General features: G+C 57.0%; 8 protein-coding genes. All 8 read right to left on the bottom strand.

Going from position 1 to position 13,173, the window contains the following annotated elements; genetic code table 11:
* Window positions 1-122 precede the first annotated feature (122 nt).
* The 8 genes from VFE46_18675 to VFE46_18640 all read right to left on the bottom strand — a co-directional run bounded on the left by VFE46_18675 (window position 123) and on the right by VFE46_18640 (window position 13,110).
* Window positions 123-1,169: a COX15/CtaA family protein gene (locus VFE46_18675; protein HZZ30028.1), complete on the bottom strand. Its 1,047-nt coding sequence runs from the start codon at window positions 1,167-1,169 to the stop codon at window positions 123-125.
* A gap of 70 nt (window positions 1,170-1,239) precedes the next feature.
* A complete protein-coding gene (locus tag VFE46_18670; protein ID HZZ30027.1) occupies window positions 1,240-3,039 on the bottom strand; it encodes a cbb3-type cytochrome c oxidase subunit I in 1,800 nt (599 codons plus the stop codon).
* Window positions 3,040-3,048: 9 nt separating this feature from the next.
* The gene (gene coxB / locus VFE46_18665; GenBank protein ID HZZ30026.1) at window positions 3,049-3,942 is read right to left on the bottom strand and encodes a cytochrome c oxidase subunit II; all 894 of its coding nucleotides are present in this window, start codon (window positions 3,940-3,942) and stop codon (window positions 3,049-3,051) included.
* 34 nt (window positions 3,943-3,976) lie between these two features.
* Entirely contained in the window at window positions 3,977-5,176 is a 1,200-nt protein-coding gene (locus tag VFE46_18660; GenBank protein ID HZZ30025.1) for a c-type cytochrome, read from the bottom strand.
* A 65-nt stretch (window positions 5,177-5,241) separates the two neighbouring features.
* Window positions 5,242-6,147 carry a hypothetical protein gene (locus VFE46_18655; GenBank protein ID HZZ30024.1) on the bottom strand — a complete coding sequence of 302 codons (906 nt, stop codon included), beginning with the start codon at window positions 6,145-6,147 and terminating at the stop codon, window positions 5,242-5,244.
* Window positions 6,148-6,228: 81 nt separating this feature from the next.
* Complete coding sequence (locus VFE46_18650; GenBank protein ID HZZ30023.1) at window positions 6,229-7,017, bottom strand: hypothetical protein; 789 nt, start codon at window positions 7,015-7,017, stop codon at window positions 6,229-6,231.
* Window positions 7,018-7,109: 92 nt separating this feature from the next.
* A complete protein-coding gene (locus tag VFE46_18645) occupies window positions 7,110-11,687 on the bottom strand; it encodes a c-type cytochrome (GenBank protein HZZ30022.1) in 4,578 nt (1,525 codons plus the stop codon).
* A gap of 49 nt (window positions 11,688-11,736) precedes the next feature.
* On the bottom strand, window positions 11,737-13,110 hold the full coding sequence (locus tag VFE46_18640) for a hypothetical protein (GenBank protein HZZ30021.1): 1,374 nt from the start codon (window positions 13,108-13,110) through the stop codon (window positions 11,737-11,739).
* Between the last annotated feature and the right edge of the window lie 63 nt (window positions 13,111-13,173).

The raw sequence follows: 13,173 nt of genomic DNA, 5'->3' as shown, positions 1-13,173 counted from the left end.
AACCGCCACCACAACCAGCACCAGGGAGGCAATTCGCGGCTTGCTCAGCTCGAAATATGCCAAGACTCGCGCCCAGAACATTTCGCGGCGCGAGACAGACACTAGAGAAGAACTGGGAATGCTCATATCGCCGCCTCCGCCAGTGAATTCGATGGAATCGACGGTGCGAATTCTTGCCGCGAACCATGCGCCGCTTGAACCTTCAACAGACGAACCGTGCGCACCGCCAGCACGGTAGAAATTGCTAAAATCAGCGAACCGGTCGCCACGTGCGCGGTGGTAATTTGCGCTTGCCACCAACTGCGCGCTTGCACGGTGAAATCGGAAGCGGCGGCTGAATCGGCCAGAAATGCCGGCCAGCCATATTTCACAATCCAGGTGGATGCACCCAAAGCCAACTGCATTACGATCAGGCCGACCAGGAGCGTCGCCGGAAGCAAAAGCGGCTTAATGCCCCGCGCGTTCAACCAAAACGCCGTAGCGACGATCAAAATGTAAGCCGTCAGCATCAGGGCCAGGGCGACGTGCGAAATGACCATGCCGCGAAATACCGTGGGGGAGCCATCCTCTGCAAAATGCCGCAAATGCGCGCCCAGCGCCAATTGCAAGTAAGCCAATAGCGGCGCGAAAACTGCCAGCCAGCGAAGCGCTTTTGCTGCCGGAACATGCCGAGTGTGATGGTTTTCCCGCCAGCGCCGCGAGGTGACCACGGCCAGCGCTGCCGTGAATGCAAAAAATGCCGGGCCCACGCAGCCGTGCATCATGGCCAGGGTGCGCTGGTCGAACATCACGCGCATGCCGCCGAGTACTCCTTGAAAAATCACGCCGGCCAAGGCGATCAACCCCAGCGTTTTCAGCCATTTCGGCTGCTTGGTGATCCACAACGAAATGCACAAGGCAATGGTCAACATTCCCACCAACGACGCAAACAAGCGATGCCCATGTTCAATGAACAAATCCCACGGACCCAGCAGCCACGTTTGCCACGGATACAAAAATAAGTTGTAGCCGTAAGTGGTGGGCCAATCGGGCACGGCCATGCCCGCCTCGTACGTGGTGACCGTTCCGCCAATCCAAATTAGCGGGAAGGTGGCGCAGCACAACAGCACCGCCAGCCGATGCGGCCAGGGGGAAGTTTCGGGACTCAGTGCTTGCACTTCAGCGCTCATAAACCCGCGACTGTTCTGCCTTCTGCCTTCTGCCTTCTGCCTTCTGCCTTCCGCTTTCTGCCTTCACCTATCAGTGCCCCATATCTTCCGACGCCAGCGGACGATCTTTCGGCGGCGGTTGGTTTTGCGGATAGTAATCTTCGTCGACTTCCGGCGAGTTGTATTCGTAAGGACCGCGATACACGATCGGCTGGAAATCAAAATTGCCGTGCCCCGGCGGACTGGGGGCCTGCCATTCCAACCCGTTGGCGTGCCACGGATTGCGGCCGACCCGTTTTCCAAAAAAGATGCTGTAGAAAAAATTGATGATGAAAATAATTTGCACGCTAACCAGCACAATGGCCGAGCGGGTAATAAATTCGTTCACCGGCTGGTAATGACGAAACACCGAAACGTGCCACGTGTCGGCATAACGCCGCGGCTGCCCCAGCAGAATGTGCATCGGAAAGAAAACGCAATTCAGGGCAATGAAGGTGAAAAAGAAATGCACTTTGCCCCAAAATTCGCTCATCTGCCGGCCGAACATTTTCGGAAACCAAAAATAAATGGCGGCGAACACGCCCATGACTGTGCCGGCAAACAAAACGTAATGGAAATGAGCCACGATGAAGTACGTGTCGTGGATGAAAATGTCGATCGGCGTGGCCGCCATGAAAATGCCCGACAGCCCGCCGATGATGAACATCGACACAAAGCCGACGGCGAACAAAAGCGGGGTGGTGAATTGAATTTTGCCGCCCCACATGGTGCCCAGCCAATTGAAGACCTTGATTGCGCTGGGCAAGGCAATGAGCATGGTGGAAACCATGAACGTCATGCCCAGGGCCGGATTCATGCCGGAGATAAACATGTGGTGCCCCCACACGATAAAGCCCAACCCGGCAATCCCGGCGATGGCGTACACCATGGGCTTGTAGCCGAAAATCGGCTTGCGGGAAAAGCACGCGATAATATCGCTGACCATGCCCATGGCCGGCAAAATCATGATGTACACCGCCGGATGGCTGTAAAACCAAAACAAATGTTGCCACAACAGCGGTTGCCCGCCGCCGGCAACCGTTTGGTTATTGATGACCAGCCCCTCGGGCGTGAAAAAGCCGGTCCCCAGCAAGCGATCCATCAATTGCATGAACAAGGCGGCGGTGAGCACCGGCAACGCGAAGGCTTGCAGAATCGCGGTGATGAACATGGCCCAAATCGTCAGCGGCATGCGGAACATCGTCATTCCCGGGGCGCGCATTTGGATGATGGTGGTCATGTAGTTGACCGAGCCCATCATGGAAGAAATGCCAACGCACACCAGCCCCAACAGCCACAAGGTTTGGCCGTGCAAACTGCCCGGCGCCGTCATTACGTTGGAAGACCCCGGCGCATAGGACGTCCACCCGAACGCGGCGGCGCCCCCTTCCACAAAAAAGCTGGCTCCCAAAAAAATAAACGCCGGCCACATGAACCAATAGCTGAGCATGTTCAGCGTGGGAAACGCCATGTCGTCGGCGCCGATCATCAGCGGAATTAAAAAGTTCCCGAAGGCGCCGGCCAAAATCGGAATGATCACCAAGAAAATCATCACCGTGGCATGCATGGTGAACAGCATGGTGTACGCCTCGGGCGACATCTGCCCCCCTTCGGCCGCGTACAAGTGATTCAAAATGGGCACCTTCGTCCACGGCCAAGCAATTTGCCACCGCACGGCCAGGGCCAAGAGGCCGCCAATCAAAAACCACACCAGCGTGGAAAACAAAAATTGAATGCCGATGACTTTATGATCTTTCGAGAAGACGTACTTGCTCAAAAAGCTTTGCGTGTGGGCGTGGCCGTCTGCGTGGCTTAAATCAGGGGCGTGCGAACCGACGGTAATACTGCTCATTCCAGAACCTTATTCGTTTGTTTTTGCCAATGATGCGTTTGTTTCGGCGGAGGTGGCCGCACCACCGTTGGGTTGCGCGGCAACAGACGGAACCGGCCCCGACTGCGATTGGGCGGTTTGTTGTGCAGCGCCCGGCGGCGAAACCGCGTTTTGCCGCGCCTTCAAATCGGCCAAATACTTTTCGTAAGCGGTCCGCGATTCCACAACCAGCCGGCCCTTCATTTTGTAGTGCCCCCAACCGCACAGTTCCGCACAGGGAATGTCATATTCCCCCTCCTTCATAGCGCGAAACCACACGGGAATTTTCATGCCTGGCACCGCATCTTGCTTGACCCGCAAATTAGGCAGAAAGAAGCTGTGCAACACGTCCGCGCTTTTCAAGCTGACAAGCACTTCTTCGCCCACCGGCACGTGCAGCTCGTTCACGTCGAACAAATCGTCCTTGGTTCCCAAAATGCCGTCTTCACCGGGGTAGCGCAGCCGCCATTCAAACTGCCGCCCGGTCACTTCCACGGAATACGGAATATCGTGCCCGCTGGCCATTGGCGTGCGCATTTTGGCTTCCGCCCAAGTGTTCATTTGGTAAATCGCAATGAACAACAGCGTGGCCGCCGGCACAATCGTCCAGCAAATTTCCAGCGTGTGGCTGCCGTGGGAAAATTTAGCAGGCTGCTTGTTCGATTTGCCGTCGTACCGCCACAAGAAATAAAACAGCGTGACTTCGGTGCCAATGAACACAACGCCCGTCAGCACCAGGATGAACTTAAACAAATGATCGATGGAATACGCCGTTTCCGCGCCGACGTTTTCCGGCAGCCACACGCCCACCGCAGGGCCGTAAATAAACATGCCTACGCCGAAGATGGTCACGCACAAAAACAGCAGGCTCCAAAATTTACCCATAATTTCCCGCTTCGCTTTGGGCCGAGGAAGCTGCTTACAGCAATTCCCGCGGCGGAGCTTTCATATGTTCGTCGGTGTGGTATTGGCTGCCCGGTTCGTAGGGCAAATCCAAAATAAAATCGATCAAGTGCCAAATGTCGTCGGTCGTCATGCCCGGCGTGGTGCCAATGCCGGGCATTTGCGACGGGAAAATGCCGTTGTTCAGCCGATAGAACAATTCGTACGGCGCGCGCCCGCCGCGCAAAATTCCAGCCCGCAAGTTGCGCGGCTCGCCCGCCCGCGGCGGCAGCGCATCGACCCGCAACGCATGGCTCAATTCAGAGAATTTGGAGGGATCAGTCGAATCGGCAATTTTTATATCCATTTTGTGGATGGCTTCGCTCCACATGTCCCACACCAGTTGCCCGTCGCCCAGTGCAGTGGGTCCGTGGCACTTCACGCAGGCGCCTTTGCCGTAAAAAACTTGCTTGCCGGCTTCAATGGAGACGGCGCTGCCAAAATCCTGGGGAGGCGTGGGCACCGCGGTTGCTTGCGTCGCTGCCCCTTTCCACAGCGTGGCCGGGCCGTTGGGCGCATTCAGCACGGTATCGACCAAAAACTTGCGCGTGGTCGGAAAATCTTCTTTATCTGGATCGAACTCATCGGCAGTTTTGTATTGTGCAATCAAGGCTAATTCTGTCTGCCCGCGCATGCTGAGGTATTCCACGTATTCCACCAGCGATTCAATTTCGCCTTGCGACAACAGCTTGAACGAAGGCATGGCTGTGCCCGGAATGCCTTCCTTCAGCGTGCGGACCAAATCGGCGTGCGTCGGCGGCTGGTTCGACGGGGTCGATTTAAATTTGAACCACCCCTCGCGGTAATCGCGCGGATACGGCTTCAAAAACAGCGCCGTCGGTCCCATGCCGTCGCCGGTAATGCCGTGGCAATGCACGCAATGCAAACGAAACAGCCCTTGGCTATATCCCTTTACGGGCCCAGCGGCCACGCGCAGCTTTTGCAGATCGAGCCCGGTGTCCGACAGCACAAATGGATCGTCGGGCGTGCCGTACATGGCCAGCAGAATATCGGCAATTTGCTGCTGATGCTTTTCCGACACGTTGTTATCCACCAGTTGCACGAGGTTGGCGTGAAACTGCGGCGGTCCAGAATTACTGCATCCGACCGCCAAAGGCAGCGCGGCCAGAAGCATCGCCAAGCACAAGCCACGAATGTTTCGCCAGGAAAGAAGCATAAGGCGCTGGAATTCTTAAGGTTGGAATTCGGTTGCGATCGAAAGTTTCCGAGTGGGGAGTTTATTTATTTCGCGGCCAGCGTCGCCGCCGGCACTTTAATTTCTTGCAAATCGAGCACCTGGTCCGGCTGCAACGTCACGGTGAACCGGCCGTTAGGTTGCCATTTCAAATCGGGGCGGCTGGCCTGCAGCGCGCCGTTGGGGCCGCTCGACGATTCGTGCCACGCCTGAAATTCCAGCGGAATGCCGGCGGGCACGTTTTTCAATTCGAACGTGCCGTCTTTATTGGAAATGGCCACATACGGATGCGATTGCACCACCACGTAACCTTTCATCCACGGGTGAATGTTGCACACGGCCGATGCCGGCGCCGGTTCGGCGCTAGCCAGTTTCTGCGTGGCCTGCGTGCCCGACGAAATAATTCCGTTGAACGGCGCGTTGCTGGCAAAGGCGATGTTCGTGTTGTGGCCGACCGCATCCGAATTCTTGATTTCCAGCGGCTGCCCGGTCCGCACCGCCAATACGTGCGGCACAAAGTGACAATCGTGATTGTCCAACACCACCGGCTGATCGGCGGCGGCATAATCCGGATGCACTTCCAGATTTTTGTTGCGCGCAAACAGCACCACGTTGGCCAGCCCGCCGTCGCTGGCCACCAACAGCGATTCGTTGGCCAGCGGATGCTTGGCGCACACTTCCGGATCTTTGGTTATGGAAATATTCGGCGGCGAGGAGGGCGTTCCGTCGTAAACAAACCGCCCCTTGATCGTTCCCCAGCCGCTGGCTTTGGGCGCCGCTGGCGTTTCGGCAGCCACGCTGCCGGACGACGTGGTATTGCTGACTAGCGTCAGGCGAATTTTTTGGGCTGCGTCGGCATTGGGGGGCGCATCGTTGGGCGTCGGCCGCGCACAGCCGGCCATGAACAATAGCGCCAGCAAATCACAGAGCGAAAACCACCTGAACCATTTCATCAAAAACGTTCTCCGCTTCGACCCCCCGGCAAAGCCGGGGGCTAATTATCTACTCACCACTAACCACTCACTTCCTTACCCTCACTCCTTATTAAACTGCGACGGATCGAGCTTGATGTCGCCCAAATCGTTCGCGCCGGGCTTAATCGTATACTTAAACCGGCCGCGATTCCAATTGGCTTCTTTGCCGCCGACGTTGGCCTTTGTCACATTGCCGGCTTTTTCCTGCCACACCTGGAATTCCAATTCCGTGCCGGCGGGCAAATCTTTAATCTCGAATTTTCCATCTTTGCCAGAAATCGCAAAATATGGATCGGGCCGCACCAACAGGTAAGCGCTCATCCAGGGATGAATATTGCAGGTGATTTTAGCCGGCATGGATTCGGCCAACGTCAGCTTGATATCTTCATTCGATCCCGCGGGAATTACGCCATTGAACGGGGCGTTGGCTTTCAAATCGGCCCCGTTGGTGTTGTGCCCCATGGGATCGGAGTTTTTGACGTCCAGCGGCTGCGTCGTGCGAATGGCCAACGCATGAGGCTCAAAGCGGCAATTGTGATTATCGAGCGTCATTTTTTCGTTGGCGGTGGCCGCATATTCCGGCGCCACTTTCACGTCTTTGGTGCGTAGCCAAACGAATACATTCGCTAATCCGCCCTTGTCGTCCACGACCAGGCTTTCAATGTTCAGCGGGTGCTTACCGCAGACCTCGACATCTTTATCGGGATTGATTTTGGCCGGCGTCGGCGCTTTGCCATCGTACACAAAGCGGCCGCTCAGCGTGCCCCAATCGTCGGCACGGGCGCTCAGGGCGACCAATAGCGGAACAACCAATGCGCCCAAGCAAAAGCTGCGAATGAACGTTTTCATGAGGTAACTCCTGAAAGGTGGCGTAAAGTTTCGCGGGCGTTTATCTCAACTCAAAATATGGTTGCTGGGTTTACTATTTCGCAGGCACGGCATTATCCGCCGCCGGATGCCCCTGCGGCGGCGCTGCCGGCGCCGGTCGCCGCGGCAGGCTTGATCAGCGCTTTGACGGAAAACAACTGCTTCGTAATGCGATCCCAATTCATCAGCAAATCGACCACGCCATTCAGTTGCTGCTCGCTATTGCCGGGGAATAAATCTTGCGCCACCGGCTGGGCGGCCGGAATATTCACCGGCATTCCGGTATACGGCAAAATGCGCTTCGGATTTCCGACCCAATGCTCCACATAGTCGGGCCGGAGCCGTTCGTTCACCCGATCCAGCTGTGGCCCCATGGCCCGCACGCTGCCGCCGGGAGTGAAATCGCCCACCAGGTGGCATTTCACGCAGTAGTTGTTGTTGGTGACGATGTTCATGGCATCGCGCATACGGTGCGGATGCTTCAGTTCTTCGCCGGTAAAGTAATCGCCGCTGGTGCGGGCGTCGAATTCGTACGGAGCGGCGGCATCGTCCCGGGCGGCGAAAAAGTCTACCAAGGTGGTGGCGTTGGTGGAGCTCATGTTGAACTTCGGCATGCGCAGCACGACCGCCGGTCGAATCGGATACGGCTCCAGCAAGAAGTCGTGCAGCCAGCGCGTTTGCACCTTTTTGCCTTCGCCGATCAATGGCGGCGGCAACCAACCCCAGGCTTCATCCGCCTTGGCGTTGGGATTCACTTTTTGCTCGTCCGCCACGACCGCCGGATAAATCCAGCGGCCCAAATCTCCACCGCGACCGGAAAACTTGGCCGTGACGGAATTCTCCGGGACCAGCGGATTTTTTGAGCCCACGAGCCACGTTTTGCCATTCAGCAGCATGTCCTGCCACAGCACGAACCGCTCGCCGAGGCCGCCCCCTTCAAATTTATCTCCCTCTTCGTTTTCGTCGGTGGTGGCAATTTCTCCCTTGGCATCGACTTGCGGACGGCCATACAGCTGCGCGTGCAACAGGCCGCGGCGATCTTCTCGCTGCGAATCGTCGATTTGCGTTTGCGTAAAGTGCGGCAGCTCGAACGGATAATCGGGCGTTTGCACTGCGGCCCCCAGCGTGCCCGATTTATATGACAAATCCCAGTGTTCAAACTCCAACTGGTGGCAGCCGGTGCAGTTGAACTGCTCGACCATTCTGATGCCGCCAATCACGGCCTGTTCGCGCGGATTTTGCGCGTAATTGGCAACATACTGCGGCGCGGGCGGCTCCGATACCAGGCCCAGCACAAAGGTCATCACGGCTTCAATTTCGTCTTCTTGGAAGGGAAACTGCGGCATTCGCAGGCGATCGTTGTAGCCCTTGTTTTCGGTTTTCTTGAAATCGTAACTGCGCGGCTGGTGCAGTTTTTCCCACAGGAAGCCCTCGCGCTCGTGGCCCAATAATTTTTCCATCAGCCAACCTTGCGTGGGGCCTAGCCCGTCGATGGCATAGTCCATGTTTTCTTGCGGCGCGCTGGCCGGCCGGCTGGCGGTGCCATACGGCATGTGCTCCCCACCCTTTGCACTCACGGTTGAACTGCTGCCCTTTGACTCCTGATCACTGCCTCCTGCCTCCTGACCCCTGACCCGTGACTCCTCCGGCTTCGGCCAGGAGTAATGCGTGACATATTCGCCAACTTGCTCGAACGCCAGCCGCGAAGGATCTTTCCGCCCCCAATCGGCCAGTGCGGTGCCGATCGGCTTGGCGTCTTCAAAGCCCGGAATGTCGTGGCAACCGAAGCAACCGTATTTGCTAATGGCGCGGCGTCCCACATATTGCAATGCCCGCCCGGCGGCAGCCTCGCCTTGGCCTCCGCGGGGCGTGGCGCTTTGCAGCAGTGCTGCTTCCGCGCCCGTCACGCCATCGGCGCGATCGGCGGGAATGCCTTCCTGCAAATACAGTTTGGCCCGTTCCGGCGGATACTTTTCCTTCAAGTAGATCAGCGCCAAATCGAACAGGGCCTGTTTTTCGTCGCCGGTCATCTGTTCCGCTGGCACATTGCTGGGCTTCCAATCTTGCGTCGATTGCATCAGGAACTCGACGACGTCGGCGATGGGGTCGTTCACGCTTCCATCGGCATTGGCAACCGGCGTGAGCATGGTATTGGGCATGGCGGTGCGGGCATGATAGTGGCTGGGATTTTTAATCCAACTGTAGAGCCACTGGCTACCGTATGGCTTGAGCGACAGCTTAGCCCCAATCCGCGATAAATTGGGCCCCTGCGTGGCTGTGGCCTGCGGAAAATCGGCATGCTGATGGCAGGCAATGCAGCGCATTTCAAACGCTTTTTTGCCCCGCTCCGCCGAGGGCTTGGCGGTGCCGGTGTACTTATCTAAGTAATCGAACGCTTCGCTGCTGGTGAGCAAATAATTGGCGATCGCCCGAACTTCCACCGGCTCGAAGCGCTGGGCATCGAGCAACCCTAGGCTGTCTTCGTAAACGAGATTTCCTTTTTCGTCGCGCACAGGGTTGTTTTTGTCGTCCAATTTTTCCGTCGGCACCAGGTGATCCCACAAGCCGAAGAACCGCGGCATTTTAGTGCTGGGACGGAAATCGCGCGGATTGCGAATCCAAGAATACAAAAACTCGTAGCCATCTTTGCTGCCGACATACCGCAAGCTGGGCCCCACTTTGCGGAACGTGCCCGGCGTGTCGATATCTTTGAGCATTGCTTCCAGGTGATCGGTCCCCTGGGAAAGGACCGGCTTTTTAGCGGCCGCATCGGTCGCCAAAAATTCGCGAAGCCGACGGCGGGCGCTGTCGTCGTCTGGATGCCCGATGAGCCGCTCGACCCAGCCTTTCACTTCGTCCGTCAAATTCCCGAAGCCGGAATCCGATTTGACTTGCTGAGCCGCGGCGTAAAACGCGGGCTCGGCGCGCAAATCGGGGCCCACGCGCTTGGCCGGGCCGTTGAAGCCGTTGATTTCGTGGCAGCCGAAGCAACCGTAATTGCGCACTAGCTCGTAACCTTTGATCAACGTCGGCGCTGGCGGGTCGGGATACTTCGGGCTGGGCTCCAGATCAACCACTTCGTGATGGCATTTCAGGCAGCTCGCTTCGTCGAACGCCCGCGGATACATCGGAAAAATCCAGTGGTGGTTGTTGAACCAACCGTAATCGTGGGCCCAGTCGCGGCCTTGCTGGGGTGAATTCGGCGTGTGCGAGGCCCATTCGAACGAGGTGGCGCTGCCCTGCCCTTGGTGGCAAATGCTGCAGCCGAATATATCTTTGGGATGCGGGCTTGAGCCGCCGACGAATAAATCCAATCGTGGATGCGAGCTGAACGGTTGCGGCACGCCGCGACGAATGGTTAGCGCCAGCGGCTGCCCCCACGTTACGTTGGCGAGCAAGTTGGTTAATGCCCGATCGAGATCAATCACCCGCGCATCGTTGATTTTCACCAACACGTCACCCGCCGCGAGTCCGGCCGTCGCCGCCGGGCTTTTGGGGAACACGGCGCCAATGGTGACATCGTTGGCATCCACCATGCCGCGATCCGCCAAGGCGAAGCCATACACTTGCTCCACGTTGACGGGCACCTCGCTGCCTTGCCGATCTTTTTGCGGCTGCGGCGCTTCCTTCGGCGTGGCCAGCGAAACAGCCACCTCGCGGGCTTGATCGTAAGCCGGCAGCACCGCCGAGCCGGCCGCTGTTTTTTCGATGGCCTGGTGGCAAGTGGTGCAATGATCGAACCGCGCCACTTCCTTAAAATTGTTGTTCAGCGTCAGGTCAGGCAGCCAAATCTGATCGATTTTCAGCGGGCTGTTGAACGCGTCGAGAATGGGCATTTCCAACACTTGCTTGCCCGGATTGGCTTTTTGCTGGGCATACGTTTTTTTGAGCGCTTCGAGCTTGTGCTGATGCTCCTTCAGATTTTTCTCCGCCAGGTCTTGCTCCGAGGTAATATCGTTGAGCGTGGCTTGCAATTCCTTGCGATGCGTTTGCTCTTGTTGCTGGGTGGCGGAGAGTTGATCGACATCGGCCTTGGCATTGTCGATTGCCAACTGCAACTGCGCCGTTTTCTCCGCCGGGGCCCCCTCGCCGACGGCCAGGCTGAAGCTGGCCAGGGCTTTATCGAGCACCGCCTTGCGGAATTTGAGATTGGACGTGAGATTGTCTTCGCGGAACTTTACCCGGGCGATTAAATCCCGCATGCGGTTGTACAAATCCATGCGCAAATCGCGGCGTTGGGCCGCGTCGGTGTAACCGGCCAGGGTTTCCACATCTTTGGCAATAAAGTCGGCGGCCGACGAATCGGCGGCGGCCTGTTGGGAATCTTGAGCGTCAGTTTTCTTCTTCGCTTCGGCCACGAACTTTTGGAACAGTTGCCGTCCTTGATCTGAAAGTGCCGCTCCTTGCACGTCCTCCAATTTTTGCTGCAGTTGACTTTCGGTTAGGCCGAATTCCGGCGTGTTTTGCTCGTTGATGCGGGCATCGGCCGACCACGATTCAATATCGCGATACTCCCGCTGGTAGTTTTTCCAGGAGCGGTTGTGATCGGCCGCCAACATCCACACCGTACATAGCAGCATGATTACGCTGGCCACGCCGAACACGACGTGCATCGATTTCAAACTGCGCCAGGTAGATTCTGTTGCGGGCATGGATTTATAAAGCCGCGACCGGTGGTCGCGCTAGCGGGCGAGCGCGCGCTCAAAAATTCAAAAAATACTCCGGAATGGCAATGATGTATTTCAAGTTCACCGTCCAGCGCAGCACCATTTTGATGGGCAGCGTCATCATCAGCAGCAACAAGTTCGACATCAGCATGTAGCGGAAGAAGCCCATCTTCACGAAAAACTTCCGGAAAACGGTCACGGCCATCAGCGGCGGCAACACAATGAAATACGCCAACACGGCCAGGATGCCCGGCGCTTCGCGCAGCACGATGTAACCCAACTGCTCGCCAAAACTGACCCCGCTGGGCGCGTGCGGCAACGATACTTTCAGTCGATCAATCCAAAATATTTCTGAAAGGTTACGGTTATTCAGCACGTCTACCTTGTGCATGTCCCACATTTCAAACGGCCCAAAAATGTTCCAATTCGGCCCGCGCAAAAACGTGCCCAGCACAATCAGCGTGACCCACAATTCCAGAAATCCAAGCTGAAATACGAGGTAACTAAATTTGCGCTCGGCGATTGTGTAGTAGCCGTTCCCCTTCTTGTTGAAATCCATGTAGGGGATGGCCATCAGCCCGAAGATGACCAGGCTCGGCAGCACCACGCCGGCATACCACGGGTCGAAGTACACCAACATTTCTTGCAGGCCCAAAAAGTACCACGGGGCCTTGGACGGATTGGGTGTTTTCACGCGGCTGGCCGGTTCTTCCAGCGGTGCTTTCAAGGCAATGGCCCACACCAACAGCAGCGCCGTCAGGGCGATCATGCAAATGAGCTCGGTGTACACCAGATCAGGCCAGACCAGCACTTTTTCGTCGTCAAGCTTTTCTAGCGGCACTTCGCCCCGGGCGGTCCGCTCGTCGTTCTGCACCGCTTTGGATGCCGCTAGCCAGGTAAAAAAGCCGAGCAAAAACACCATCGACACAATCGGCACGTTGTCGGGCTTGGTGACAATGGCCGCAAAGTTGGGGTCTGTCATCGCCATGCCCATCACCAGCAGCACAATGTTGAGCATGCTCCAGGCGACCATCGGCTGCACGAAGAACTTGCGAAAGATGAAAAACACAATCAAGAGGCCGCTGGTCCCCAGCGAGTAAACCGTCGGACTGGTGAGTTTGTCGACGGTATCGCGCACGAACTGCGGGAACTGCGGCATCATGGCTTCGTTGGCACTGGCCGCCAGCGGCGACAAAATGACAAAGGCCACGGCCACGGCCACCCAAAACAGCGCCGCTCCAATCGCCCCTTTTCGCTTCCACAGCAGCAGGGCCATGACGCCGTTCATCATGGCCAGGACCAAATAATAGCCGCCCAGAAAGCCGGAAATTCGATCTAAAAACGCCGGCAGATTTTCTTCGGCAGCCAACAGCGGCGCGAAAGCCTTCAATGCAATGTGAACGTCCATGGAAGCTAATTCCGACTCGATATTATTTCACCCACCGACCACTAACCACTGCCTACTGCCCGC

Source organism: Pirellulales bacterium (genome assembly GCA_035656635.1).
Lineage (GTDB): Bacteria > Planctomycetota > Planctomycetia > Pirellulales > JADZDJ01 > DATJYL01.
The sequence above is the reverse complement of the archived record's forward strand: the minus strand, read 5'-3'. Positions and strand labels throughout refer to the sequence as shown.